General features: G+C 72.6%; 21 protein-coding genes. 15 read left to right on the forward strand and 6 right to left on the reverse strand.

Annotated features, from left to right (window positions below; translation table 11 throughout):
* Window positions 1-58 precede the first annotated feature (58 nt).
* Window positions 59-1183, forward strand: coding sequence for a hypothetical protein (locus ACLBYB_RS05385; protein ID WP_447698163.1), 1125 nt, complete (start codon window positions 59-61; stop codon window positions 1181-1183).
* Between the two features lie 57 nt (window positions 1184-1240).
* On the opposite strand, the gene ACLBYB_RS05390 is transcribed toward ACLBYB_RS05385, so the two are convergent.
* Both ACLBYB_RS05390 and ACLBYB_RS05395 read right to left on the reverse strand, forming a co-directional pair.
* Window positions 1241-1606 (reverse strand): response regulator, encoded by a 366-nt coding sequence (locus tag ACLBYB_RS05390; protein ID WP_020091072.1) that lies wholly within the window; start codon window positions 1604-1606, stop codon window positions 1241-1243.
* Between the two features lie 33 nt (window positions 1607-1639).
* Complete coding sequence (locus tag ACLBYB_RS05395; protein ID WP_447698164.1) at window positions 1640-1921, reverse strand: STAS domain-containing protein; 282 nt, start codon at window positions 1919-1921, stop codon at window positions 1640-1642.
* A 319-nt stretch (window positions 1922-2240) separates the two neighbouring features.
* Here ACLBYB_RS05395 and ACLBYB_RS05400 point away from each other — a divergent pair, with 319 nt between their 5' ends.
* The 7 genes from ACLBYB_RS05400 to ACLBYB_RS05430 all read left to right on the forward strand — a co-directional run bounded on the left by ACLBYB_RS05400 (window position 2241) and on the right by ACLBYB_RS05430 (window position 11503).
* Complete coding sequence (locus tag ACLBYB_RS05400; RefSeq protein WP_447698165.1) at window positions 2241-3488, forward strand: methyl-accepting chemotaxis protein; 1248 nt, start codon at window positions 2241-2243, stop codon at window positions 3486-3488.
* A 620-nt stretch (window positions 3489-4108) separates the two neighbouring features.
* Window positions 4109-6208, forward strand: a complete 2100-nt coding sequence (locus ACLBYB_RS05405) for a chemotaxis protein CheA (protein ID WP_447698166.1) — start codon at window positions 4109-4111, stop codon at window positions 6206-6208.
* Window positions 6208-6717 carry a chemotaxis protein CheW gene (locus ACLBYB_RS05410; protein ID WP_020091068.1) on the forward strand — a complete coding sequence of 170 codons (510 nt, stop codon included), beginning with the start codon at window positions 6208-6210 and terminating at the stop codon, window positions 6715-6717. Before ACLBYB_RS05405 ends, ACLBYB_RS05410 begins: the two co-directional genes overlap by 1 nt.
* 63 nt (window positions 6718-6780) lie before the next feature.
* Window positions 6781-8973: a HAMP domain-containing methyl-accepting chemotaxis protein gene (locus tag ACLBYB_RS05415; RefSeq protein WP_447698167.1), complete on the forward strand. Its 2193-nt coding sequence runs from the start codon at window positions 6781-6783 to the stop codon at window positions 8971-8973.
* Window positions 8974-9085: 112 nt separating this feature from the next.
* Window positions 9086-9559, forward strand: coding sequence for a chemotaxis protein CheW (locus tag ACLBYB_RS05420; protein ID WP_026604606.1), 474 nt, complete (start codon window positions 9086-9088; stop codon window positions 9557-9559).
* A gap of 13 nt (window positions 9560-9572) precedes the next feature.
* Window positions 9573-10421: a CheR family methyltransferase gene (locus ACLBYB_RS05425; RefSeq protein ID WP_447698168.1), complete on the forward strand. Its 849-nt coding sequence runs from the start codon at window positions 9573-9575 to the stop codon at window positions 10419-10421.
* On the forward strand, window positions 10418-11503 hold the full coding sequence (locus ACLBYB_RS05430) for a protein-glutamate methylesterase/protein-glutamine glutaminase (RefSeq protein WP_020091064.1): 1086 nt from the start codon (window positions 10418-10420) through the stop codon (window positions 11501-11503). The genes ACLBYB_RS05425 and ACLBYB_RS05430 overlap by 4 nt, the downstream gene beginning before the upstream one ends.
* Window positions 11504-11529: 26 nt before the next feature.
* Here ACLBYB_RS05430 and ACLBYB_RS05435 read toward each other — a convergent pair whose 3' ends face one another.
* From ACLBYB_RS05435 to alr, 3 genes are all read right to left on the reverse strand, one after another.
* Entirely contained in the window at window positions 11530-11865 is a 336-nt protein-coding gene (locus tag ACLBYB_RS05435) for a hypothetical protein (protein ID WP_447698169.1), read from the reverse strand.
* Between the two features lie 343 nt (window positions 11866-12208).
* Window positions 12209-13468, reverse strand: coding sequence for a D-amino acid dehydrogenase (locus ACLBYB_RS05440; protein ID WP_447698170.1), 1260 nt, complete (start codon window positions 13466-13468; stop codon window positions 12209-12211).
* Between the two features lie 8 nt (window positions 13469-13476).
* Entirely contained in the window at window positions 13477-14610 is a 1134-nt protein-coding gene (gene alr / locus ACLBYB_RS05445; RefSeq protein ID WP_447698171.1) for an alanine racemase, read from the reverse strand.
* Window positions 14611-14757: 147 nt separating this feature from the next.
* Between alr and ACLBYB_RS05450 the strand changes: the two genes are divergently transcribed.
* The 7 genes from ACLBYB_RS05450 (at window position 14758) to ACLBYB_RS05480 (ending at window position 22834) form a co-directional block, all read left to right on the forward strand.
* A complete protein-coding gene (locus ACLBYB_RS05450; protein WP_020091060.1) occupies window positions 14758-15207 on the forward strand; it encodes an Lrp/AsnC family transcriptional regulator in 450 nt (149 codons plus the stop codon).
* Window positions 15208-15220: 13 nt separating this feature from the next.
* Complete coding sequence (locus ACLBYB_RS05455; RefSeq protein WP_447698172.1) at window positions 15221-16462, forward strand: amidohydrolase; 1242 nt, start codon at window positions 15221-15223, stop codon at window positions 16460-16462.
* On the forward strand, window positions 16459-17370 hold the full coding sequence (locus ACLBYB_RS05460; protein ID WP_020091058.1) for a LysR family transcriptional regulator: 912 nt from the start codon (window positions 16459-16461) through the stop codon (window positions 17368-17370). The genes ACLBYB_RS05455 and ACLBYB_RS05460 overlap by 4 nt, the downstream gene beginning before the upstream one ends.
* A gap of 101 nt (window positions 17371-17471) precedes the next feature.
* On the forward strand, window positions 17472-18356 hold the full coding sequence (locus tag ACLBYB_RS05465) for an NAD(P)-dependent oxidoreductase (RefSeq protein ID WP_447698173.1): 885 nt from the start codon (window positions 17472-17474) through the stop codon (window positions 18354-18356).
* A complete protein-coding gene (locus ACLBYB_RS05470; RefSeq protein WP_447698174.1) occupies window positions 18356-19894 on the forward strand; it encodes an aldehyde dehydrogenase family protein in 1539 nt (512 codons plus the stop codon). The genes ACLBYB_RS05465 and ACLBYB_RS05470 overlap by 1 nt, the downstream gene beginning before the upstream one ends.
* Window positions 19895-20224: 330 nt before the next feature.
* Entirely contained in the window at window positions 20225-21601 is a 1377-nt protein-coding gene (locus ACLBYB_RS05475) for a DUF3100 domain-containing protein (RefSeq protein WP_447698175.1), read from the forward strand.
* A gap of 78 nt (window positions 21602-21679) precedes the next feature.
* Entirely contained in the window at window positions 21680-22834 is a 1155-nt protein-coding gene (locus ACLBYB_RS05480) for a M20 aminoacylase family protein (protein ID WP_447698176.1), read from the forward strand.
* Window positions 22835-22895: 61 nt separating this feature from the next.
* Here ACLBYB_RS05480 and katG read toward each other — a convergent pair whose 3' ends face one another.
* Complete coding sequence (gene katG / locus ACLBYB_RS05485) at window positions 22896-25214, reverse strand: catalase/peroxidase HPI (RefSeq protein ID WP_100251554.1); 2319 nt, start codon at window positions 25212-25214, stop codon at window positions 22896-22898.
* Window positions 25215-25506: the final 292 nt, after the last annotated feature.

A 25506-nucleotide genomic window follows, 5' to 3' on the forward strand; every position in this document is an offset into this window, starting at 1 on the left:
GTCCCGGCCCGCGCGGCGCCGTCGCGGGCCGGGACCGGGCGCGGGGACAGGGCGCGCGATGCTCCGGTCGGTGTCCCGGGCGAGCCCGCACCCGGCGGCCGGCCTGCTGATCCTGGCCTGCGGGGTCGGTCTGGCCGGGCCCGCCCGCGCCGAGCCTGCGCCCGCTCCGGCCACGGCCGCGGCCAGTTCCTCGACCACGTCGGGGGCGGGTGCGGCCGACGGGACGCCCGTCGCGGCCGCGGCCCGCGCGCGGCGCCAGGAGGCCGCCGTTGCCGTCGCGGCCGCCACCGTGATGGCGGCGCCGCCGCCGTCCTTCTTCAACTTCTCCGACACTGTGGTGAGCTACCGCTTCCAGGGACCCTCGGCGGAGCCCGGCCTCCGGGTCCAGCGTCCCGACGGCCAGTTCGTGGGGCGCGAGGTCCCCAAGACCGTCATCAACCTGTTCCACGCCAACGCGTGGGCCTACGGCACCAACCTGCTCTCCCTCGACATCCTCCGGTCCGGATCCCAGGATCCGGCCGGCAATCAGGTTGGCCGGTTCGAGGGCGTCGGCGCCACCGAGTTCTACCTGATCTACCGGGGCGTCCTGAGCCTCAACAAGGTCTTCGACACGCAGGCCCTGGCCATCCCCGGCCTCGTGAAGGATGTCGGCCTGTCGTTCGGGGCCGACGTCAACACCAAGGACACGACCTTCGATTCCGAGAAGCGCGCGGGGACCTTCGGGCTGAGCTTCGCCTTCGACGTGCCGGCCGGGTTCGTGAACCTGAAGGTCCAGGGCTACAAGGAGTTCTCCCGCAACGGCTTCGCCGGATACGGGCCGGTGCCGGGCTTCGACTACGCGCACTTCCGCAGCGTCGAGTTCAAGATGACGCCGGAATTCGAGATCACCTACACGATCCCGCTGCCGTTCACCGGGCTGCCGCTGTCGCTCGCCGGCTTCAACACGATCGTGCTGCCCAAGGGGCGCTACGGTCGATTCAACGAGAACGACACCCAGCTGGAATTCGTCTCCCAGACCAACCTCGTGCTCGATGTCGGGCAGCTCGTCGCCGGCACGCCCAACCGGGTCGAGGTCTTCGCCGGGTTCCAGTACTGGCACAACAAGTTCGGGGGCGACCCGCGGCGCACGCTCAACACCGAGGAGAAGGCGCTGATCGCCGGGGTGGCCTACCACCTGAAATGAGCCCGCCGGATCGGCGCGTCCGCGACGGGGTCATGACGGGCCCCGCGAAGCGCGGCCTCAGGCGCGGACGAGCTTGCCCACGACGGCGAGCAGCTGCTCGGGCTTGAACGGCTTGGTGATCCAGCCGGTCGCCCCGGCCGCCTTCGCCTGCTGCTTGATCGCCTCGTCGGATTCCGTGCTCAGGAAGAGGATCGGCACGCCGGTGCAGCTCGGCAGCGTCCGCAGCTGCTTGATCATCTCCAGCCCGTTCATCACCGGCATGTTGAGATCGGTGATGACGAGGTTGACGCTCTCGCTCCTGGCCTTCGCGAGGCCTTCGGCGCCGTCGCCGGCCTCGATCACCGTGTGGCCGGCCGGGCCGAGCACCACCTTGATCATCTGCCGGATGCTGGGCGAATCGTCGACGGCGAGGACAGTGGCCATGACACGGATTCCGTTCTTGTGCCTGACGCGCGCCTAGAGGAGCGGCGCGCTGGGGTGTTCGATCGCGGCGCGCCGGAACGCGCTCTCGACCGCCGGGGGGACGTTGACCAGCGCGATCCCGGCGGCCCGACCCCGCGCCGTCCGGTCGGCCGCGAGCACGATCTGGACGAAGGTGACGTCCGCGCGCTCGACCGCCGCGCAGTCGAGGGTGAGGCGCGCCCCGCCGGCGAGCGCCGCCGACAGCGTGTCCTGCAGCGTCCGGACGGTCCGGATGGTGCAGTCGGGACCGAGCGTGAGGACGGGAGCCTCGGACATGCGGGTTCGTGACCTCGACGACGGATGTGCGGGGCGACGCGCCGCCGCGCCCGAGTCAACACCGCGGCGGGTAAATTCTTCCTGAAGGTCCGGCCAATCGCGGACGGACGACGCGGCCGCGGGCCTAGCACAGGATGGTGGTCTGCCCGGCCTCGGACAGTGTTGATTGGCTAATACTGTGATCTGTGCCGGCCGTTGCGGCCATCGGCCGGGCGATAACGCTTTCTTCAACGGCGTTCCTTAGCCTCGGTCGGGTGCCGACCGTGGGATTGTTGCATGACCCGCGCGCGTCGGACGACGCCGAGAGACCCGCCCGCCGATGGCCTTCCAAGTCGCCCACGACATCCTCAGGCAGGTCCCGGCCCGGTTCCGCCGGCCCGAGATGCGGCCCGAGGTGGGGTCCGAGGTGGGGCTCGATGACCGGTGCGGATCGGGCGCGGCGATCCCGGCCGCCCCGCTCCCGGAGGCGGCCGCGTCGTCCAGCGAGCCCGCGCCTCTCCCCGCCGCGATCGTGGCCGAGCCGGCGCCCGCCGCGCAGGCGGCCGACCTGCTCCAGGCCTGGCTCGGCCTCTCGGCGCAGCAGCGGACGCTGCTCGACGCCCTCGTCGCCGAGCTCGGGATCGTCTCCACCGATGTGGAGGCCAACGTCCACGGCCTGTCCAACCGCTTCCAGAGCATCGCCGCCACGACCTGCGAGCAGTCGGAGATCGTCCGGGGGCTCGTCGCCTCGGTCCAGACCGTCCGGATCGACGACCGGACCCTGCAGCTCGGCGACGTCGCCGCCGGCCTCGGCGAGACGCTCACCGCCCTGATCGAGCGGATCACCCTGATGTCGTCCCGCGGGTCGACCCTCGCGCAGGGTCTGGCCGGGGTGCTCGAGGGCCTGTCGTCGGTCGAGGGGAGCGTCGCGCAGATCGAGCGGATCAACCGCCAGACCAACCTCCTCGCCCTGAACGCCAAGATCGAGGCGGCCCGGGCCGGCGCCAGCGGCGCGGCCTTCGCGGTGGTCGCCGACGAGGTGCGCGGCCTCGCCACGACGATCAACGCCCTGTCGGACGTGATCAAGCAGCAGATCGGCACCATGGCGGCCGGCCTGCGCGGCAGCCATGCCCTGCTGGGCGACATCGCGGCGATCGACATGTCCGAGGAGAGCCGGACCGCCGAGACGCGCGTCCGCATGGTGATGCGGGCGCTGGTCGAGCAGAACGCGCAGGTCGCGGGCATCCTGCAGCAGACCGCCGAGACCACGCAGGCCATCACGCAGGACGTGTCGGCGGCGATCGTGGCGATGCAGTTCCAGGACCGGGCCAAGCAGCGCATCCAGAACGTCGAGGGCCTGCTGCGCTCGGCCGGCGCGGAGCTCGGGCGGCTCGCCGACCACAGCGCGGACCGCGTCGCGGCGCCGGATGCCGCGGCCGATCCGGCCTGGATCGCGGCGGCGATCGCCGGCTGCACCCTGGGGGAGGTTCGCGCGCGCCTGACCGAGCGCCTGCTCGGGGGGGCTCCGGCCTCCGAGACGCCGGCCGACGCCGCCGCCGACGATCTGGACGGCATCGACCTGTTCTGAGCGCGCCGGCGCGCGCCGAGGGCAGCCCGTTCGGGCCCGGTCGGCGGTCGCGCCGCGGCCGGGCCTTCCCGCGCCGGACCGGCCGCGACCGGCCCCGTTCCCGGTTCCAGTCCCATCGCGATCCGCGCGCCGCCCGCAGGGACCTGCCGCGGCCCGCATCCGCGCGGCTGCGCGCCGGTGGACGTCGATGTTCGTCCACGCCCGTCCACGCCCGTCCGCGTCCGTCCACGTCCGACTGAGTCCATCGACGTTCGTCGACGCGCCGTGATGGCCGGAGCCGTGCCGCACCGCGCGCCCGAGATCCTGTGATCCGCGTCTCACACGATCGCAGTATCCGACAATAAAATTCTTCGAAACCGATGTGGATATACTTCCTGTTCAGGATTCAAATCTGTTCGTTAACCGAAAATTTCTGGTCCGATTATATACAACCCACGAAGTCAGGCGGCGGCTTCGCGTCGTGTCCCGTCACCGCGCGGTCGCCGCGCGCCGGGACAGTCTGTTCGACTGCTTGATCGCGAAAGACGCGGCCGGTCTCCGGTATCGGCGCGTCCGTTCGCGCTCAGGATCGGGCGGTTGGTTCTGTATCTGCGTTCTGTGTCCGGGGGTCCGTTCGTCCCATGACTGCTCTCGATCCCGCGGAGATCTTCCGCGCCGAGGCCGCCGAGCTGCTCGCCCGCCTGGAGACGACGCTGCTCGACCTCGGCGACCGGCCCGAGGACCGGGCCCTGATCGACACGGCCTTCCGGGCCCTGCACACCATCAAGGGCTCGGGCGCCATGTTCGGCTTCGAGCAGGTCGCCGCCTTCACCCACGATTTCGAGACCGCCTTCGACCGCGTCCGGCGCGGCGAGGTCCCGGTCGGCCGCGACCTCGTCAACGTCTCCCTCTCGGCCAAGGACTACATCCGCGGCCTCATCGAGGAGCCCGAGGCGAGCGCCCCGATCATCGGCGAGGCCATCCTGGCCGAACTCGAGCAGCTGCTCGGCGCCGCGTCCCGCCCGGCCGCCCCGTCCGCGCTCCTCCCGGAGCCGGCCGCCGGGCCCGCTGCGGCGGGGGAGGGAGGCTGGCAGATCGGCATCGCGTTCGCGCCCGAGATCCTCCGCAACGGGACCAATCCCCTGGCGCTCCTCGACGAGCTGCGCGACCTCGGCGCCTGCACGATCGTGCCGCGCCTCGACGCGCTGCCCGAGCTGCCGGCCCTCGACCCCGAGAGCCTCGCCATCGGCTGGGACGTCACGCTGTGCGCGGCCGTGCCCCGCGAGGCGATCGAGGACGTCTTCCTGTTCGTCCGGGACGAGATGACCCTGACGCTCGTCCCGGTCTCGGCCGCGCCACCGGACGCCGCGCCCGAGCCGGCCGAGGCCGCACCGTCGCCGTCGGGGCCGCCGTCGGGGCCGCCGTCCGGGCCGCCGTCCGGCGCGGTTCCGGCTGCCGGTCTCGCCGCCCGCGCGTCCGGCGAGACCGGACCGGCCGGACCGGGGGCGGTCGAGCCCGCGGCCCGGGCCACCGAGCGCGTCCCGGCCCGGCGGGCCGAGGAGCGGCCGGCCAGCAGCGTCCGGGTCGAGGCCGAGCGGCTCGACGAGCTGATGGACCGGGTCGGCGAGCTGGTCATCGCCCAGGCGCGGCTCAGCCAGCTCGCCGGCCTGCATGCCGATCCCGGCCTCAAGGCCATCGCCGAGGAGATCGAGCGCCTGTCCGCGCGGCTGCGCGACACCACGATGAGCATCCGCATGGTCGCCATCGGCGCCCTGTTCGGCCGCTTCCGCCGCCTCGTCCACGACCTCTCGCGCGATCTCGGCAAGCCGGTCGAGTTCGTCACCGCCGGCGAGGAGACCGAGCTCGACAAGACCGTGATCGAGCGCCTGGCCGACCCGCTCGTCCACCTGATCCGCAACGCGATCGACCACGGCATCGAGGCGCCCGAGCGCCGCGCGGCCGGCGGCAAGGCCGCCACCGGGCGGATCACGCTCACCGCCGAGCATGTCGGCGCGCAGGTGCTGGTGAGCGTGCGCGACGACGGCGCCGGGCTCGACGCGGCCCGCATCCGCGCCAAGGCCGAGGAGAAGGGCCTGTGCGCGCCGGGCGCGGTGCTCACCGACCAGCAGATCTACCAGTTCCTGTTCGCGCCGGGCTTCTCGACCGCGCAGGAGATCTCGGCCCTGTCGGGGCGCGGGGTCGGCATGGACGTCGTCAAGAAGACGATCGAGAGCCTGCGCGGCACGATCGACATCGCGACCGAGCCGGGCGGCGGCACCTGCGTGGCGCTGCGCCTGCCGCTGACGCTGGCGATCATCGAGGGTCTGCTGATCCGGGTGGGGGAGGGACGCTACGTCATCCCGCTGGCCGCGGTGGAGGAATGCGTCGAGCTGCCCGCCAGCGAGCGCGGCGGCCGCGGGCGGGACTTCCTCAACATCCGCGGCGCGCTGGTGCCGTTCCTGCGGCTGCGCAGCCTGTTCGGGGCCGCGGGCGAGCCGGACCTGCACCAGAAGGTGATCGTGGTGGCCGCCGGTGAGGCGCGGGTCGGCCTGGTGGCGGACCAGATCATCGGCAACCACCAGACCGTCATCAAGTCGCTGTCGAAGCTGCACGCGGACGTGGCGACCTTCTCCGGGGCGACGATCCTGGGTGACGGCACGGCCGCGCTGATCATCGATGTCGGCCGCCTCGTGAGCGGCGGGCGCGCCGAGGGCGTGCGCGAGTACCAGGAGGTGGCGTGATGAGCGGCGGCGTGGCGCGCGGAGTCGTCGAGCCCGGCCCGCAGGCGGCCGCCGACGGCGGCCAGCGGGACGGTCGGCAGGGCGGCCAGCAGGTGGTGATGTTCCGGATCGGCTCGGAGAGCTTTGCGCTGGAGGCCGGGATGGTGCGCGAGATCATCGATCCGATCCCGGCGACGCGGGTGGCGGGGGCGCGCCCGCATATCGATCGGATCGTGAACGTGCGCGGCAACGTCGTGCCTCTGGCCGACATCCGCGAGCGGTTCGGGATGCCGGCGGCGTCGGCGAGCCCGGACACGCGCTTCCTCGTCCTGGAGGTGCCGGTAGCGGGCGACCCCGTGGTCGTCGCGCTGGTGGCCGACAAGGTGTTCGCGGTCACGGAGGTCGATCCGGCGCAGTGCGAGGCGGTGCCGCCCGTCGGCACGACTTGGCGCCCGGAATACATCCGCTCGATCGTCAAGGCGGGGGACGAATTCATCATCGTCCCCGAGCTCGAGCAGATCCTCGACTGAAGTCTTTCCGAAGTATTTCCGAAGTCCCGTCAGAATCTCGTGTTTGCGTAGGGGTAAAGGGCGATGCGTTTCTCGATCAAGGCCAAGCTCGGGGTCGGCTTCGGCGCGATCCTCGTTCTCCTGGGGACGGCCAGCGGGGTCGGCTACCAGAGGCTCACGGCCGCCGACGCGACGATGAAGTACGTCCTGAGCCGCGCCGAGATCCAGAAGCAGGTCCTCGAGGGCAAGGCGCACGCCATCCGCAGCGCGTTCAACGTCCGCGGAGCCCTGATCAGCCCGGACGAGACGCAGATGACGGAGTTCGCCAAGCGCTCGGCGACCAACCACGGTGACGCCATGGCGTCGCTGGCCAAGGTGAAGCCCCTGCTCATGACCGACGAGGGCAAGCGGCTCTACGAGGACCTGTCGGCCAAGTACGAGAAGCAGAACGCGCTGGGGAACCGGGCTCTGGAGCTGACCCGCGACAATTCCAACGGGAAGACCTGGGCCGAGATCAATGCGGCGGGTCGCCCGGCGCTGGCCGCCCTGCGCACGGACCTCGACGCCCTGATCAACACGGCGACCGACGCCCAGAGCCCCGCCGGAGAGCGGCTCGCCCGGGTCGCCGCGGTGTTCAAGAGCCGGGTCGAGCGGGCCTGGGGGCAGCTGACCTCGGCCACCGGGACCACGAGCGTCGAGGCGCTCCAGCAGCGCGTGGCCCTCGCCAAGCAGTCGCGCGAGGAGATCAACCGGTCGGTGGACGAGCTCGCGGCGGCGTCCCAGGCGGCGGGAATCGCCGTGACGGCCGTCCGCGAGCGGTTCGGGACCTGGGCGTCCTCCTTCCAGCGGGCGCTCGCCCTCGTCGAGATCGGCAGCTCGGTGAAGGCGGCCGAGGTCGCCTCGGGCGAGTACGCGACGGTGAGCACGACGGCGATCAACGCGTTCGAGGCGCTGGCGGATCGGCAGAAGCGGTTCATGGACGACGCCGCGGCCCAGGCCAACGCGGAATCCGCCCAGGGTCAGACGATCCTGCTGAGCGTGGCGGCGGCCGCGCTCCTCATGGGCCTCGGCATCGCGACCTGGCTCGCGCTGTCGATCTCCCGCGGCCTCGGCCGTGCCGTCTCGCTGGCCGACGCGGTGTCGATGGGCGACCTGAGCCAGACCGCGACGGTCACGACCAACGACGAGCTCGGCGACCTCGTCGGCGCCATGGGCCGCATGACCGAGAACCTGAACGCGACCGCGGCGCTCGCCAACGCGATCGCCCAGGGCGACCTCACCGTGGAGGCCCGGCCGCTCTCCGACAAGGACACGATGGGCCTCGCCCTGCAGACCATGCTGACGAAGCTGCGCACCGTCGTGGCCGAGGCGACCGCAGCGGCCGGCAACGTCTCGGCGGGGTCCCAGGAGCTCTCGGCCTCGGCCGAGCAACTGTCGCAGGGTTCGACCGAGCAGGCCTCGTCGACCGAGGAAGCCTCGGCCTCCATGGAGGAGATGGCCGCCAACGTGAAGCAGAACGCCGAGAACGCCAGCCAGACCGAGACGATCGCCCGGCAATCGGCCCAGGATGCCGAGGCGAGCGGCATCGCCGTCGGCCGCGCCGTCGAGGCCATGCAGACCATCGCCCAGAAGATCACCATCGTGCAGGAGATCGCCCGCCAGACCGACCTGCTGGCGCTCAATGCCGCCGTGGAGGCGGCCCGGGCCGGTGAGCACGGTCGCGGGTTCGCGGTGGTCGCCAGCGAGGTGCGCAAGCTCGCCGAGCGCAGCCAGGCGGCCGCGGCCGAGATCGGCACGCTCTCGTCCGACACCGTCAAGGCCGCCCAGCAGGCCGGCGACATGCTCGGCAAGCTCGTGCCCGACATCAAGAAGACCGCCAGCCTGGTCGAGGAGATCACCGCCGCCTGCCGCGAGCAGGATGTCGGCTCGGGCCAGATCAACCAGGCGATCCAGCAGCTCGACAAGGTGACCCAGCAGAACGCCAGCGCCTCCGAGCAGGTCTCGGCCACCTCCGAGGAGCTGGCCACCCAGGCCGAGAAGCTGCAGGCGACGATCGCCTACTTCCGGATCACCGAGGCGGCCGCGCCGGTGGCCGGTGTCGACCAGGCGGTGACGCGGCTGCGCGCGACCGCGGCGCGGATGGGCACGCCCTCGGCGGCGATCCGCTCCCCGAGCCCGAAGCGGGCGGGCGCGCGCGGCCCGGCCGGGGGCGGCGGCTTCGCCCTCGACATGGGCGAGGGCGACGCGCAGGACGCCGCCTTCACCCGGGTCGCCTGACACCTCGCCCGAGGCCCGGATCCGCGCGGTGCTCGTGCCCGCGCGGATCCCGCCGTCGTCAGCCGCCGTCGCGAGCCGCCGTCGCGCGCCGCGATCCAGCCGGAGACCCTGCATGTCCAGTGTGTGGCAGTACCTGACCCTCGGCCTCGGGGCCGAGACCTTCGGGATCGACGTCGAGCACGTCCACGAGATCCTCGACTACCGGGTCCCGGCCGCGCTGCCGCAGGCGCCGGCCTTCCTGCTCGGCATGATCGACGTGCGCGGGCAGAGCTACCCGGTGGTGGACCTGCGGACCAAGCTCGGACTGCCGCCGGTGGCGCGCACGCCGGCCACCCGGATCATCCTGCTCAACGTGCCGATGCCCGGCCGGGCGCTGCGGGTCGGGTTCGTGGCCGACCGGGTGATCGAGGTGACCGAGCTCGACCGGGCCGAGATGGAGGCGGCGCCCGAGGTCGGCGGGCGCTGGAACGCCCGCTACATCGCGGGGATCGGCCGCCGGGGCGAGGCCTTCGTCGTGGTGTTCGACCTCGTCGCGCTCATGGACGGCGACGGCCCGGCCCTGGTCGCGACCCCGCAGGCCGCCTGAGGGATCCGCCACCATGGAGGCCGATCCGGGTCACCTGAGCGACCGGCACTTCCGCTCGGTCGCCGACCTCGTCCAGCAGCATGCCGGCATCCAGCTCCCGCCGGCCAAGCGCACCATGGTCGAGGGGCGGCTGCGCAAGCGCATGCGCGCCCTCGATCTCCCGACCCTGGAGGCCTACGGCCGCCACCTGTTCGAGGCCGGCCACCTCGCGGACGAGTTCCCGCACCTCGTCGACTGCGTGACGACGAACAAGACCGACTTCTTCCGCGAGCCCGCGCATTTCGACCTGCTGCGCGAGACGATCGTGCCGCGGCTGGCGGCGCGGGGCGACCGGCCGCTGCTCAAGGTCTGGAGCGCGGCGGCCTCGACCGGTGCCGAGGCCTACACGCTGGCGATGGTCCTGCACGACATGGCCGCCGACCGGTTCCGCTACGCCATCCTCGGGACCGACATCTCCTCGGAGGTGCTCGACCGTGCCCGCACGGCGATCTACCCGGCCGAGATGCTCGACGCGGTGCCGCCGGACCTGCGCCGCCGCTACGTGATGGTCGCGCGCGATCCGGCCCGGCGCGAGGGGCGGATCGTGCCGGAGCTGCGCGCCCGGGTGCGGTTCCAGCGGCTCAACCTGATGGACGAGACCTACCCGATCGACCGGGACGTCGACCTCATCTTCTGCCGCAACGTGCTGATCTACTTCGACAAGCCGACCCAGAGGGCGGTGGTCGCGCGCCTGGCCGGGCACCTGCGCCCCGGCGGCTACCTGATCGTCGGCCATTCCGAATCCATGGCGGGCGTCGGCGTGGCTGGCCTCGACCAGATCTCCTCGACCGTCTTCGGCAAGCTGCGGGATTCCGGCCGGTGAGCGCGTCCAGACCGATCCGCGTCCTGATCGTCGACGACTCGGCCTCCGTCCGCCAGACGCTGTGCAGCATCCTGGGGACGGCGCCCGACATCGAGATCCTGGGCACCGCCGCCGATCCGTTCATCGCGGCGCGCCGCATCCAGGAGGAGATCCCGGACGTCATCATCCTCGATCTCGAGATGCCGCGCATGGACGGCCTGACGTTCCTGCGCAAGATCATGGCGCAGAAGCCGCTCCCGGTGATCGTCTGCTCGACCCTGACCGAGGCCGGGTCCCGGATCCTGTTCGAGGTGCTGGAGGCGGGCGCCGTCGACGTGCTGCCGAAACCGCGCGTCGACACCCGCCAGTTCCTGCTCGAATCCACGGTCCGGGTCTGCGACGCGGTCCGGGCCGCTGCCCGGGCCAAGCTGCGCGGGAGCCGGCCGTCCCGGCCGCTGGTGGAGGCGAAGCTCTCGGCCGACGTCGTCCTGCCGCCGCCCGTGCCCGGGCGCGTCGTGGCCGGGACCGACCGGATCGTCTGCATCGGCGCGTCGACGGGCGGCACGGAGGCGCTGCGCGACGTGCTCGAGGTGCTGCCCGCCGAGTCCCCCGGTCTCGTCATCGTGCAGCACATGCCGGAGCATTTCACGGCGGCGTTCGCCAAGCGGCTGAACGGCCTCTGCGCGATCGCCGTCAAGGAGGCGGAGGACGGCGATCCCGTGGTGCGCGGCCGCGCCCTGATCGCCCCGGGCGGGCGGCACCTCATGGTCGAGCGCCGAGGCGGCAGCTACGCGGTGTCGGTGAAGGACGGTCCCCTCGTCGCGCGCCACCGCCCGTCGGTCGACGTCCTGTTCCGGTCGGCCGCCCGGGCCGCGGCCGCGAACGCGCTCGGCATCCTGCTGACCGGCATGGGCGACGACGGCGCCAACGGCCTGCTGGAGATGCGTCGCGCCGGGGCGCAGACGGTCGCCCAGGACGAGGCGAGCTGCGTCGTGTTCGGGATGCCCAAGGAGGCGATCGACCGCGGTGCGGCCGCCAAGATCCTGCCGCTGGAGCAGATGCACCTGGAGATCCGGCGCTTCGGCCTGCCCGCGGCGCGCTGAGGCCGGGGCGAGCGCCGGGGCCGGGTTCAGGACTGGTCGCGTTGCCCGGGCTGCGCCTCGGCCACCGCCTGGCGCCCTCGCGTGCGGCTGGACGGCTGGTCCGCTGCGCGCCGCGTCCGGCCGGTACCCGTCTTCACCGACCGGCCTCGAGGAAGCTTCTTGCTTCCGCCGCGCCGCGCGCTGCGCTGCGTGATCTGTTCAGGGTGGGGACCCTGTTCCTGCGTCCCGGAATCCAGCAGGTGCTGAACACCGGGCGGATGCTCGGGCACGCCGAACAGGCGGGCCAGCCCGTCGGCGACGCCCCGAAGAACGGCATCGGCCTGCTCGTGATCGTCCTGGCCCTGTACGACGATGAAACTCATCTGCGCACCCGGATCGTTCGTTCAGGTCCTCAACTCGACACGCTGCGAAGGGTTGCCTGGGCCTGTCGGAAGTCATCCGACGATTATGCGAATCCGCACGTCATGAACGTCATGTAATCAACCGGTGGTCGTATCTCGGTGAATCATGAATGATTGTGCCCGGTGGTGACGGCGACTCGCCACGATTCCCGGAGTCTTGCTCAACGCACGGTCGGATCGCGTTCGGGGCGATACCGGGCAGAGTTGTGCTGGTGCGCCACGGCACGCGCTGCGCAGCGCGACGGCGGTTCAGTGACCGGGCGACGGGGAGTCGGACCGGTCAGGGCCGATCCGGCCGGCCGGCTCACGCGGCGTAGCGGTCGAGGGCCAGATCGTCGCTCGCGATCTCCGGCGCCCGTCCGGACACGAGGTCGGCGAGCAGGCGGCCCGATCCGCAGGCCATCGTCCAGCCCAGCGTGCCGTGACCGGTGTTGGTGAACAGGTTCCCGATCCGCGTGCCCCCGACGATCGGCGTGCCGTCCGGCGTCATCGGCCGCAGGCCGGTCCAGAACGCGGCTCGGTCGAGGTCGCCGCCGGCCGGGAACAGGTCCTGCACCGAGCGCGCGAGGGTCTCGCGGCGCGGCCCGCGCAGGGCGCTGCTGAACCCGGCGAGCTCGGCGGTGCCGCCGACGCGGATGCGGTCGCCGAGCCGGGTGATCGCGACCTTGTAGGTCTCGTCCATCACCGTCGAGACCGGCGCGGCCGCCGGATCGGTGATGGGGAGCGTGAGCGAGTAGCCCTTCACCGGGTAGACCGGCAGGGCGATCCCGAGGGGGCGCAGCAGGGCCGGCGTGTAGCTGCCCAGCGCCGCCACGTAGGCATCCGCCCGCAGGAGGTCGCCGTCGGCGGTCTCGACCGCCGTCACCCGGTCCCCGACGTGATGCAGGCGCGCGATCGCCGTGCGGTAGCGGAAGGTGACGCCGAGGCCCTCGCAGATCGCGGCGAGGCGCTGCGTGAACAGGTGCGCGTCGCCGGTCTCGTCGCCCGGCAGCCGCAGGCCGCCGACGAAGACGTCGCGCACGGCGGCGAGCGCCGGCTCGGCACTGACGCAGCCGGCCGGGTCCAGCACCGTGTAGGGCACGCCGTAGGCGTCGAGGACGCGGGTGTCGTCGCCGACATGGTCGAGCTGCTTCCGCGTCCGGAAGAGCTGGAGCGTGCCCTTCTCCCGGTGATCGTAGGCGATGCCGGTCTCGGTGCGCAGGTCGCGCAGCGCGTCGCGGCTGTACTCGGCGAGTCGGACCATGCGGCCCTTGTTCCGCTGGTAGGCCTCCTCGGTGCAGTTCGCGAGCATGCGCGTGAGCCACGCGTAAAGGCGGGGCTCGAGCCGCGGCCACAGCACCAGGGGGCGGTGCCGCATCATCAGCCACTTGAGCGCCTTCACGGGGATCCCGGGTGCCGCCCAGGGGGCCGAGTAGCCGGGCGAGACCTGCCCGGCATTGGCGAAGCTGGTCTCCAGGCCGGAGCCCGGCTGGCGCTCCAGCACGGTGACCTGATGGCCGGCCCGGGCGAGGTAGTAGGCCGAGGTGACGCCGACGACGCCGCCGCCGAGGATGATCACGTGCATGGCTTGCCTCAGGCTCCGAGATAGATGCGGTGGAAGCGGTGGCCGAGGCTGGTCAGGACCTCGTAGCCGATCGTGCCGGCCGCCGCGGCGACGGCGTCGACGTCGCGCTCCGGCCCGACGATGTCGACGAGCGCCCCCGGCCCGAGGGTGCCGGGCGCCACGTCGGTGACGTCGAGGACGAGGCTGTCCATCGAGACGCGCCCGACCACGGGCAGCCGGACGCCGCCGAACCACGCCGCGCCGCCCGCCGTGCTGCGGAAGAACCCGTCCGCGTAGCCGATCGCGACCGTGGCGAGGCGGCTGTCCCTGTCGACTCGGGCCGCGTGCCCGTAGCCGACCGGCGTCCCCGCCGGGACGCCGCGCGTCTGCATCACCCGGGCCCGCAGCCCGATCACCGGCCGCATCGGGTTCGCCGCGCCCTCCTGCGGGGCGATCCCGTAGAGGGCGGCGCCGGGGCGCACGAGGTCGAAGTGGAAGTCCGGACCGAGGAAGATCCCGGACGAGGCCGCGAGGCTCGCCGGCACCGTCGGCAGGCGCTGCCGGACCGCCCGGAAGACCGAGAGCTGCGCCGCGTTGACCGGGCTGTCCGGCTCGCCCGCGCAGGCGAGGTGGCTCATCACCAGCCGCAGGTCCAGGCCCGCGAGGGCGTCTGGGTCGTCGAGCAGCGCGCCGACCTCCTCCGGCGCGAAGCCGAAGCGGGCCATGCCGGTATCGACCTGGAGGATCGCCGGCAGGCGCCGCACGCGCCGCCGGGCCAGGCCCTGCCAGCCGTCGAGCTGGGACCGGTCGTTGAGCACGGGCACGAGGTCGTGGTCCGCGCAGGCCGCCTCGCTGCCCGGGGCGGCGCCGTTGAGCACGGCGATCGCCGCCCCGGGGCCGAGGATGGACCGGAGGGCCACGCCCTCACCGACCTGGGCGACGAAGAAGTGCCGGCAGCCCGCGGCGGCCAGGACCGGCGCGACCCGGTCGGCGCCGAGGCCGTAGGCGTCCGCCTTGACGACGGCCGCGCAGGCGGCCGTCCCGGCTCGCGCGGCGAGCAGGCGGTAATTCTCCGCGATGGCCGCGAGATCGATCGTGAGGAGGGCGGAGGCCGTCCCGGCCGGGCCCGCATCGGGCCGGAGCTCGCGGTCGATCATGCTCATGGCGGCCCTCGGAACGGCGCTCGGATGCAGTGCCAAAAGGCTACACGAAGGATCGTCGAACGAGCGTGCATCCTGTCGAAGAGATTTGAATTTCGAGCTTGGCCGTGGAAATATCTGCGGCGAGTTCGAAGATCCTGCGAGGCGCGCGTGGACGCGATCGACCGCCGCATCATCCAGGCCCTGCGCGGCGACGGCCGGATCAGCAACGCGGATCTCGCCGCGGCGGTCGGCCTGTCGGCGTCCGCCTGCCATCGCCGCGTGCGGCTGCTGGAGGAATCCGGAATCATCCGGGGCTACACCGCGCTGATCGGCGGCGCGGTCGACGGGCCGGGCCTCGTGGTCCTCACGCAGTTCACCCTGGACCGCCAGACTGAGGACTATCTCAACCGGTTCGAGGCGGCCGTCCGGCGCTGTCCCGAGGTGCAGGACTGCTATCTGATGACCGGGACGGCCGATTACCTCGTGAAGCTCAAGGTGATCGACGCGGCCGACTACGAGCGGCTGCACAAGGATGTCCTGTCGCGGCTGCCGGGGGTCGCCCGGCTGCAATCGAGCTTCGCGATCCGGACCGTCGTGGCCGCCGGCCGGCCGCTCTGAAGGAAGCCCCGTCATGACGCCGAGCACCGAACCGCGCTGGGACGCCCCCTGCGACCTGCGCCTCCACGACGCCGCGCTCGCCGAGGGAAGCCGGGCGACGATCGACATCCGGGGCGACCGCGTGTCGGCGCTGCGGGATCCCGCCGCGCCGCTCCCGCCCGCCGGCCGCACGATCGATCTCGGCGGCGCCCTGGTGCTGCCGGGCCTGTCGGACGGGCACGTCCACCTCGACAAGTGCCTGCTCGGCCTGCCGTGGCGCCCGCACGCGGCGGCGGGGTCCGTCCGCGCGATCATCGACGACGAGAAGGCGTTCCGCCGCGCCACGCGGATCCCGCTCGCCGAGCAGGGCGCCGAGGCGCTGCTCGAACGCATGCTCCGCGGCGGCACGACGAGCCTGCGGACCCATGTCGACGTCGACGACGTCACGCGGCTCGACCACCTCGCCCAGATCCTCGACCTGCGGGCGCGCTGGGCCGACCGCCTGCAGATCCAGATCGTCGCCTTCCCGCAGAGCGGGATCCTGGGCTGCCCGCCGGTCGCCGACGACCTGGGCGCGGCCCTGCGGATGGGCGCGGACCTCGTCGGCGGCCTCGATCCCGTCGGCATCGACGGAGACCGCGACGGTCACCTGGACATCGTCTTCGCCCTGGCCGAGCGGCACGGGCGGGGCATCGACATCCATCTCCACGAGGGCGGCGCGGCCGGACTCGCCACGATCGCGGCGATCGCGGCCCGGACAGCGGCAGCCGGGCTCGGCGGGCAGGTCACGATCAGCCACGCCTTCGCCCTCGCGGAGGCCGACGACCTGGAACTCGGCCGGATCGCCGAGGCCCTGAACCGGGCCGGCGTCGCGATCCTCAGCAGCGTGCCGGGCGGGGCCCGATGCCCGCCGATCCCGCGGCTGCGCGCGCTCGGCGTCCCGGTCTGCCTCGGCACCGACAACGTCCGCGACTGCTGGAATCCCGCCACGGTCACCGGCATGATCGCCCGCGCCCAGCTCGCCGCCTACCGGTTCGACCTGCGCACCGACGCGGACCTCGCGGCGTTGCTGGCGCCGATCACCGCAATCCCGGCGCGGGTGCTGGGCCTCGGTCCGGGCGCGGTGGCGCCCGGCGCGCGGGCCGACCTGATCGCCTTCGCGGCCGGCGGCGTACCGCAGGTGATCGTGGAGCGCCAGGAGCCCGTGCTGGTCGTGGCGCGGGGCGCCGTCGCGGTCGACCGGCGCGGCGCGGCCGCCGGGGATCCGCCGCCGTGAACGACCGCGCGCTGCGCTACCTGCTGGCCGTCGTGCGCGCGGGCTCGGTCCGGGCGGCCGCCGATGTCCTGAACGTCGCCGCCTCGGCGGTGAGCCGGCAGATCATCGAGCTGGAGGCGCAGGTCGGCGAGACCCTGCTCGAGCGCCTGCCCCGGGGCGTGGTGCCCACCGAGGCCGGCCGCCTCGTCGCCGAGCACGCGCAGCGGCAAGCCGACGAGGCGGCCCTGCTGGAGGACCAGCTGAAGCGCCTGCGCGGGGTGCAGCGGGGCACGGTCAGCCTGCGCTGCGGCGCCGGCTTCCTGATCGACCTCCTCGACAACGCCCTGGCCGGCTTCGCCCAGGACCATCCGGGCATCGCCTATCAGGTCGAGATCGGAACGACCGACGGGATCCTCGCGGCGATCGCCCGGGGGGACGCGGATATCGGCCTCGTCTACAACCCGCCCGCGCACCCGGACGTCCGCGGGATCGTCTCCGCCCGGCAGCCGCTCCTCGCCGTCCTGCCGATGGGGCATCCCCTCGCCGACGGGGCGGCCCCCGTCCCGCTGCGCAGCTTCGCCACCGAACCCGCCGCCCTCCTGCCCCCCGACCACGGGGTCCGGCAGCTGATCGGCCGCGTCGAGGCCGACGGCGGATTCCGACTGGTGCCGCGGCTGGAGACGGCGTCCTTCGAGCTGCACCGCCGCTTCGTGATGGCCGCCATGGGCGTCGCGTTCCTGCCGCGCTTCGTGGTCGCGGCCGAGCTGCGCGACGGCCTCCTCGCGGCCTTACCGCTGCGCGACGCGATCCTGTCGGAGGCGAGCGCCCACCTCGTCGTCCGCGCGGGGCGGCGCCTGCCGGAGGGCGCGGCGCGGCTGCTCGGCTGGCTGGCCGACCACATGGTGGCGTTCCGGCCGCCGCCGGCATGACGCGAGCGTGCGGATTTTCCGCACGCTTCGTGCAGAAATCGGTTGTTGTCGCAACGCTCGTTTGCCGGAACTATCGTGCCGCTTCGTGAGGACGGATCGGCATGACCATCGCAACGGTAGGCGTCGTCGGGCTCGGCAACATGGGTCTGGGCATGGCCGCGACCCTGGCCCGCAAGGGCTTCGCGGTCCTGGGCTACGACCTCAGTCCGGCCCGGCGCCCCGCCGCCGAGGCGGCCGGCGTCACCGTCCTCGACGCCCTCAACGACGTGCTCGGCCGGGCCGACGCCCTGGTGTTCTCGCTGCCGCTGGCGCGGGACGTGGAGGCGGTGGTCACCGCGGAGGGCGGGCTCCTGTCCCGGACCGACCGGAAGGTGGTGGTGATCGACACCTCGACCTCGGATCCCGGCACGACCCGGCGCCTCGCCGAGCGCCTCGCCGCGGCCGGTCACGCGCTCCTCGACGCCCCCGTGAGCGGCGGCCCGTCCGGCGCCGCCGAGGGCACCCTGACCATGATGATCGGCGGCGCCGAGGCGGATTACGAGCTGGCCCGGCCGGTCCTGGAGGCGATGTCGGCCCGCGCGCCGCATGTCGGGCCGTCGGGCGCCGGCAACATCGTCAAGCTCGTCAACAACCTGCTGGTGGCGGCCCATCTGGTGACCACCGGCGAGGCCCTGCGCCTCTCCGAGGCGGCGGGCCTCTCGGCCGAGGAGGCCGTCCAGGTCGTCAACACCGCGACCGGCCGCAGCGCGATCAGCGAGGTCATGGTCCCGCGCTGGGTCCAGTCCGGCACCTTCGACAGCGGCTTCTCGGCCGGCCTGATGCGCAAGGACGTGCGCCTCGCCCTCGAACTCGCCGCCGAATGCGGGATCGACCTGCCGCTCTCCGCCGAGGTGAAGCGGATCTGGCAGGCGACGCAACCCGCCATCCCCGACACGGCCGACTTCACCCGCATGGCCGATTACCGCGATCCCAAGGGAGCCCACTGATGTCCGGCACGCCGCACTCGCCCGCCGCCGACCGGGTCGCCGCCCTCCTGGCCGACCTGCTGCCGGGCGGCCGCATCGGCAGCGTCGTGGCCGGCGAGATCCTCGCCGGGACCGGCGCCGCCCTCGATCTCACCAACCCGGCCGACGGCGGCGTGCTCGCGACCTTCGCCGATGCCGGCCCGTCGGTCGTCGAGGCCGCCATGGCGGCGGCCCGCGACGCCCAGCGCGCGTGGTGGGGCATGAGCGCCGCCGCCCGCGGCCGCGCGCTGTGGGCGGTCGCCGCCCTGGTCCGGCAGCATGCCGGCGCGCTCGCCGAGCTGGAGACCCTCTCGGCCGGCAAGCCGATCCGCGACACCCGCGGCGAGGTCGCCAAGGTCGCCGAGATGTTCGAGTACTACGCCGGCTGGTGCGACAAGCTGCACGGCGACGTCATCCCGGTCCCGACCTCGCACCTGAACTACACCCGCCACGAGCCCTTCGGCACCGTGGTGCAGATCACCCCCTGGAACGCGCCGATCTTCACCGCGGGCTGGCAGATCGCGCCGGCCATCTGCGCCGGCAACGCCGTGGTGCTGAAGCCCTCCGAGCTGACGCCCCTGACCTCGCTGGCGTTGGGCCTGCTCTGCGACCGCGCCGAGGGGATGCCCCGCGGCCTCGTCTCGGTGCTGGCCGGCGCCGGCCCGACCACCGGCGCCGCCGCGGTCGCCCATCCCGAGACGCGGCTCGTCGTGTTCGTCGGCTCGGCCGAGGCGGGCGCGCAGATCGCCGCCGCGGCGGCCCGCGCCATCGTGCCGAGCGTGCTGGAGCTCGGCGGCAAGTCGGCCAACATCGTGTTCGCCGACGCCGACCTCGACCGGGCGCTGATCGGCGCGCAGGCCGCGATCTTCGGCGGCGCCGGCCAGAGCTGCGTGGCGGGCTCCCGGCTCCTCGTGCACCGCTCGATCCACGCGTCCTTCGTCGAGCGCCTGTCCCGCGCCGCCGCGCGCATCCCCGTGGGCGCGCCGACCGACCCGGAGACGCAGATCGGCCCGATCAACAACCGGCGCCAGCGGGACAAGATCGCCGACATGGTCGAGGCCGCCGCGGGGGCGGGCGCCACGATCGCGACCGGCGGGGCCTGCCCCGCCGCCTTACGCGACACGGGCGGCTTCTACTACGGCCCGACCATCGTGGACGGCGTCGCGCCGGACGCGGCGATCGCCCGGGAGGAGGTGTTCGGCCCGGTCCTGGCGGTCCTGCCGTTCGACGGCGAGGACGAGGCGATCGCGCTGGCCAACGGCACGCCCTACGGCCTCGCCGGCGCGGTCTGGACCGGCGACGGCGGGCGCGGCCACCGGGTCGCGGCGGCGCTTCGGGCCGGCACCGTCTGGGTGAACGGCTACAAGACCATCAACGTGGCCTCGCCGTTCGGCGGCTTCGGCCGCTCGGGCTTCGGCCGCTCCTCCGGCCGCGAGGCGCTGATGGCCTACACCCAGACCAAGAGCGTCTGGGTCGAGACCGCCGCCGCGCCGGCCGTGACCTTCGGCTACGTGGGCTAGCGCTGTGCCCGATCGCGTCGCGACAGACTGAGAAGCGAGCGACGCGGGTTCCGACAGCGCGACGGTTCCCCCTCTCCCGTGCGGAAGAGGGTCGGGGTGAGGGACGAGAAGGTTCAGAATCGAGCGCACCATCGCGGCGGGTACAGGTCACGCCTCATCCGGAAAGACCTGGATCCCTCACCCTGTCCCTCTCCCGCACGGGAGAGGGGACCCGCGCTCCATCCGGCTCGGGCACGCCCCGCGGCGGCGTCCGCGCAGCGATCTACCGACAAGCCGGCGATCAAGATCGGCACGCACAGCAACGGGTGCCCCCAAGGGGGGCCAAGGAGGATGACGATGGCGGGGGAACTGTTTGCGACGAACACGCGGCCGGTCGCGCCGCCCGTCTCGGGCGGGGGTAAGCTGACGCTGTTCCTGCTCGCCCTCGTCATCGTCGTCATCGCGGAGGCGATCGGCAACGTCAGCATCCCGGTGGGCGCCGGCAAGATCGTGCTGCTCCCGCTGCTCTGGGCCCTGCTGCTGGGCGGCGCGCTGGGGCTGATGAGCCCGCGCCTGCCCGCGCCGCTGCGGCTGTCGGGCGCCCTGCAGAACGCGGCCGGCGCCTACCTGCAGCCGGCGCTCCTGATCTTCATCGCCAAGCTCGGCCTGCTCGTCGGCGGGTCGCTGCCGAAGATCCTCGCCTCGGGCTGGGCCCTGGCCTTCCAGGAATTCGGCCACTTCTTCGGCACGATGGTGTTCGGCCTGCCGGTGGCGCTCCTGCTCGGGATCAAGCGCGAGGCGATCGGCGCGACCTTCTCGGTCGGCCGCGAGCCCAGCCTCGCCATCATCGGCGAGCGCTACGGCATGGACTCGCCGGAGGGGCGCGGCGTGCTGGCCGAGTACCTGACCGGCACGGTGTTCGGCGCGGTGTTCATCGCCCTGCTGGCCGGGCTGATCACCAGCCTCGGCATCTTCAACCCGCTGGCGCTGGCGATGGGGGCCGGGGTCGGCTCCGGCAGCATGATGGCCGCGGCCTCGGGGGCGATCGCGGCCCAGCAGACGCCCGAGGTCGCCAAGGACGTCGCCACCTTCGCGGCGGCCAGCAACCTCGTGACCACCACGATCGGCACGTACTTCACCCTGTTCCTGTCGCTGCCCTTCACGATCTGGGCCTACGGCAAGCTGGAGCCGATCCTCGGCCGCAACCGGCCGGACGCCGCCCGCCCGGCGGCCGCCGACCCGCAGGCGCCCGCCCATCAGTCGGCCCACGAGGAGGTGCGGATCGGCCTCGGCGAGACCGTGCTCGCCTGGATCCTGATCGGCGCCTACGGGCTCATCGGCAACTGGCTGACCTACGGAATCGTCCCCGACGCGAGCGTCGTGGCCGGGATGGCGATCATCATCGGCACCGTGCTCGCCGGCTGGGGCCTCTACCTGCTCCTCGGCCGGCGCCTGCCCGCCGTCCTCTGGGTGTCGATCATCGGCATGGCGCTGACCTATCCCGGGACGCCCTACGCCGCCGAGATCGCCGCCCTGACCGGCAAGCTCAACTTCCTGGCGCTCGCCACGCCGATCCTGACCTTCGCGGGGCTCTCGGTCGCCAAGGACGTGCCCGCCTTCCGCCGCCTCGGCTGGCGGATCGTCGTGGTCTCGTTCATGGCCAATGCCGGGACCTTCCTCGGCGCGGCCCTCATCGCGCAGTTCTTCATGCACCCGCCGCTGGGGTGAACCGCCGCGCCGATCGGCGTAGGGTCCGGGCGGGGGATCGAGGCGCTCCGGCAGCCTCCCGTATCTGAGAGAGATCGCATGCGCATCGAGGCGGAGACCGTGGAGCGGATGGTCGCGTGGCGGCGCGACCTGCACGCCCATCCCGAGCTGGCCTTCCAGGAGGTCCGCACGGCGGATCTCGTCGCCCGGGAACTGGCCGCCTGCGGCCTGTCGGTGAAGACCGGGCTCGGGCGCACCGGCGTGGTCGGGACCCTGAGCCGGGGCGACGGCCCGACCATCGGCCTGCGCGCCGACATGGACGCCCTGCCGATCCAGGAGGCGACGGGCGCCAGTTACGCCTCCCGGACGCCCGGCGTGATGCATGCCTGCGGCCATGACGGCCACGTGGCGATGCTGCTCGGCGCGGCCCAGCACCTCGCGTCGCGCACCGACCTCTCCGGCACGGTGCACTTCATCTTCCAGCCGGCGGAGGAGTGCGAGGGCGGCGGGCGCGCCATGGTCGAGGACGGCCTGTTCCGGCTGTTCCCGTGCGATTCCGTCTACGGCCTGCACAACTGGCCGGGTTTGCCGCTGGGGACCTTCGCGACCCGGGTCGGCGCCATCATGGCCTCCCTCGACACGTTCGAGATCGCGGTCGCCGGGTTCGGCACCCACGCGGCCATGCCGGAGCGCGGCACCGACACGCTCGTGGTCGCCTCCGAGATCGTCCTGGCCCTGCAGACCATCGTGAGCCGCCGGATCGCCCCCACGGACCCGGTCGTGCTCAGCGTCACGCAGATCCACGGCGGCGACGCCTACAACGTCATCCCCGAGCGCGCGGTCATCCGCGGCACGGTCCGCTGCCTGGACGAGGCCGTGCGCAAGCGCGTGGCCGAACTCGTCGAGGCGATCGCGGGCGGGACGGCCGCCACGCACGGCGCCCGCGCGGAGGTGGACTACCGGTTCGGCTACCCCGCCACCGTCAACACCGCCGACGCCGTCGGCACCGCCCTGGAGGCGGCCGGGGCCGTCCCGGACATCACCGCGCGCCGGGGCGAGGTCGGCCCCTCTATGGCGTCGGAGGATTTCGCCTACATGCTGGAGGCCTGCCCCGGCGCCTACGCGTGGATCGGGACCGACGGGACGCGCAAGAGCCTGCCGCTCCACAATCCGGGCTACGATTTCAACGACGAGGCCCTGCCGGTCGGCGCCGCCTACTGGGCCGCGCTGGGGGCGCACAGCCTCAGGCCGTGACGCGGCGCGCACCCTGGGAGATCGCCCGCGCCGGAGGCGCGGGCGATCCCGATGGCGGGCGTCAGGCCGCCATCGGCCCGTAACGTCGGTGACCCTTCACGTCGAAGCGGTCGAGCATCATGACCTTGTCCCAGGCCTTGACGAAGTCCGCCACGAAGCGCCGCTGGCCGTCGCTGCCCGCGTAGGCGTCGGCGATGGACCGGAGCTGCGCGTTCGAGCCGAAGACGAGGTCGCTGCGGGTCGCCTCGAACTTCGTCTGCCCGCTCGCGCGGTCCTTGAGCGCGAAGGTCATCCCCTCCGCATCCGCCTTCTCCCAGACCAGATCGACGTCGGTCAGGTTGCGGAAGAAGTCGGTCGTCAGCGCCCCGACCCGGTCGGTCAGGACGCCCCGGCTCGACCCGTCGTGGTTGGCGTTGAGCGCGCGCAGGCCGCCGGTCAGGACGGTCCATTCCGGGGCTGTCAGCGTCAGCAGGTTGGCCTTGTCGAGGAACATCTCCTCCGGCGAGACGCTGCGCGTCATCTGCCCGAAGCCGTCGTCGACGTAGTTGCGGAACCCGTCCACCACCGGCTTCAGCCACTCGAACATCTCGAGGTCCGTGAGCGCCTGAGTCGTGTCCACCCGGCCCGGCGTGAACGGGACCGGCGTCTCGACCCCGGCATCGCGGGCCGCTTTCTCCACGGCGACGCAGCCGCCCAGCACGATCAGGTCCGCCAGCGAGATCTTCTTGCCGTCGCTGCGGCCGCCGTTGAAGGTCGCCATCACGCCGCGCAGGGCCTCGACCACGGGCGCGGCCCGCCGGTTGACGGCCCAGTCCTTCTGCGGCGCGAGGGCGAGGCGGCCGCCGTTGGCCCCGCCGCGCTTGTCGCTGTCGCGGTAGGTCGAGGCCGCCGAGAAGGCCGTGAAGGCGAGATCCGAGACCGACAGGCCCGTGCCGGAGATCGCCTGTTTCAGCGCGGCGATCTCCGCCTCGCCGACGAGGGCGTAGTCGCGCTCGGGCAGCGGGTCCTGCCACAGGAGCCCGTCCTCGATCACGACTTCCGGGCCGAGGTAGCGGTGCTTCGGACCCATGTCGCGGTGGGTGAGCTTGTACCACGCCTTGGAGAAGGCCTGGGTGAAGGCGTCGAAGTCGTTGAGGAACTTCTCGCAGACCTTGCGGTAGTCGGGATCGACCTTCAGGGCGATGTCGGACGTCATCATCATCAGCGGGTGCATCTGCCCCGCGACGTGGGCGTCCGGCGTCTTCGGCGCGGCGGGATCCTTCGGCGTCCACTGCAGGGCGCCCGCCGGACTCTTGGTCTGCTCCCACTCGAACTTGAAGAGGTTCTCCAGGTAGGCGTTGTCCCACTTCGTCGGATCCGGGGTCCAGCTGCCCTCGATGCCGTTGGTCATCGTGTCCTTGCCGGAGCCGGTGCCCTTCGGGTTGTGCCAGCCCAGCCCCATCGCCTCCATCGGCGCCATCTCGGGCGGCGGCCCGATCTCCTTGGCCGGCACCATGCCGTGGCTCTTGCCGAAGGCGTGGCCGCCCGCGATCAGCGCCACGGTCTCCTCGTCGTTCATCGCCATGCGGGTGAAGGTGATCCGGATGTCGCGCGCGGAGGCCAGCGGATCGCCGCTGGCGTAGGGGCCCTCCGGGTTCACGTAGATCAGCGCCTGGTGCGAGGCGGCCAGCGGGTTCTCGAGGTCGTAATCGGCGTCGCCGTTCTTGCCCCGCCAGCGCTTGTCGCGGTTGACCATGTCGTCGAAGCTCGAGACCGAGCCCATCTCGACGACCTCCGGTCCCCAGTAAGTCGCGTCGTCCGCCTCCCAGGCGTCGAGGCGGCCGGCGGCGAAGCCGTAGGTCGGCAGGCCCATGATCTCGAGGGCGCAGTTGCCGGTGAGCACCATGAGGTCGGCCCACGACAGGGCGTTGCCGTACTTGTGCTTGATCGGCTGCAGGAGGCGCCGCGACTTGTCGGTGTTGCCGTTGTCCCACCAGCTCGAGATCGGGGCGAAGCGCTGCATGCCGGTGCCGGCGCCGCCGCGCCCGTCGGCGATCCGGTAGGTGCCGGCCGAGTGCCAGGCCATGCGGATCATCTGCGGGCCGTAATTGCCGTAGTCGGACGGCCACCACTCCACCGACGAGGTCAGGAACTGCTTGATGTCGCGCTTGAGCGCGTCGAAGTCGATCTTGGCGAACTCGGCCGCGTAGTCGAAATCCGGGCCCAGGGGATCGGCCGCCAGCCCGTTCTGGTGGAGCACTTCCACCCGCAGGCGATGGGGATACCAGTTCTCCAGCGTCGGCCGGTTGCCGTGGGCGCCGCCGATCCGGTCGCCGCCGAACGGACACTGGCCTGCCATGTGAAACGACGTCGTGTCCGTCTTGTCGATCGTCTCGCTCATCGGGTGGTCCCCCTTGGTGTTGCGCGACGGCCGGGCGCGCGGGGCCCGGACGTCGAAGGCGGTGGGCGGTGCAGGCGGTCCGAACCCTCAGGCGATTCCCGTCGCGCTCGAGACTCGTGACGAAATGAGGCGGTCTCCGGCTGGATCAAGCGCGGGGCGTCGAAGTCTTGCCGGGCTTGCGGTGGAGGCTCCCGCAGAGACCGCGATGACGTTGTCGCGATCTGCCCTGTCGCCGCCGTCGCGGAGCGCCGGCATCGACTCGACGTCGACAACGGCCCGCGCCCGGGCATTG

The sequence above is a fragment of the Methylobacterium sp. D54C genome, assembly GCF_053345595.1.

Excerpts from the sequence above, each read along its gene's own strand:
- ACLBYB_RS05415 (WP_447698167.1), top strand. The coding sequence starts at position 6,781 with ATGCGTTTCTCGATCAAGGCCAAGCTCGGGGTCGGCTTCGGCGCGATC.
- ACLBYB_RS05400 (WP_447698165.1), top strand. The coding sequence starts at position 2,241 with ATGGCCTTCCAAGTCGCCCACGACATCCTCAGGCAGGTCCCGGCCCGG.
- ACLBYB_RS05435 (WP_447698169.1), bottom strand. The coding sequence starts at position 11,865 with ATGAGTTTCATCGTCGTACAGGGCCAGGACGATCACGAGCAGGCCGAT.
- ACLBYB_RS05440 (WP_447698170.1), bottom strand. The coding sequence starts at position 13,468 with ATGCACGTGATCATCCTCGGCGGCGGCGTCGTCGGCGTCACCTCGGCC.
- ACLBYB_RS05405 (WP_447698166.1), top strand. The coding sequence starts at position 4,109 with ATGACTGCTCTCGATCCCGCGGAGATCTTCCGCGCCGAGGCCGCCGAG.
- ACLBYB_RS05455 (WP_447698172.1), top strand. The coding sequence starts at position 15,221 with ATGACGCCGAGCACCGAACCGCGCTGGGACGCCCCCTGCGACCTGCGC.
- katG (WP_100251554.1), bottom strand. The coding sequence starts at position 25,214 with ATGAGCGAGACGATCGACAAGACGGACACGACGTCGTTTCACATGGCA.
- ACLBYB_RS05425 (WP_447698168.1), top strand. The coding sequence starts at position 9,573 with ATGGAGGCCGATCCGGGTCACCTGAGCGACCGGCACTTCCGCTCGGTC.
- alr (WP_447698171.1), bottom strand. The coding sequence starts at position 14,610 with ATGAGCATGATCGACCGCGAGCTCCGGCCCGATGCGGGCCCGGCCGGG.
- ACLBYB_RS05475 (WP_447698175.1), top strand. The coding sequence starts at position 20,225 with ATGACGATGGCGGGGGAACTGTTTGCGACGAACACGCGGCCGGTCGCG.
- ACLBYB_RS05480 (WP_447698176.1), top strand. The coding sequence starts at position 21,680 with ATGCGCATCGAGGCGGAGACCGTGGAGCGGATGGTCGCGTGGCGGCGC.
- ACLBYB_RS05470 (WP_447698174.1), top strand. The coding sequence starts at position 18,356 with ATGTCCGGCACGCCGCACTCGCCCGCCGCCGACCGGGTCGCCGCCCTC.
- ACLBYB_RS05410 (WP_020091068.1), top strand. The coding sequence starts at position 6,208 with ATGAGCGGCGGCGTGGCGCGCGGAGTCGTCGAGCCCGGCCCGCAGGCG.
- ACLBYB_RS05420 (WP_026604606.1), top strand. The coding sequence starts at position 9,086 with ATGTCCAGTGTGTGGCAGTACCTGACCCTCGGCCTCGGGGCCGAGACC.
- ACLBYB_RS05395 (WP_447698164.1), bottom strand. The coding sequence starts at position 1,921 with ATGTCCGAGGCTCCCGTCCTCACGCTCGGTCCCGACTGCACCATCCGG.
- ACLBYB_RS05385 (WP_447698163.1), top strand. The coding sequence starts at position 59 with ATGCTCCGGTCGGTGTCCCGGGCGAGCCCGCACCCGGCGGCCGGCCTG.
- ACLBYB_RS05465 (WP_447698173.1), top strand. The coding sequence starts at position 17,472 with ATGACCATCGCAACGGTAGGCGTCGTCGGGCTCGGCAACATGGGTCTG.
- ACLBYB_RS05390 (WP_020091072.1), bottom strand. The coding sequence starts at position 1,606 with ATGGCCACTGTCCTCGCCGTCGACGATTCGCCCAGCATCCGGCAGATG.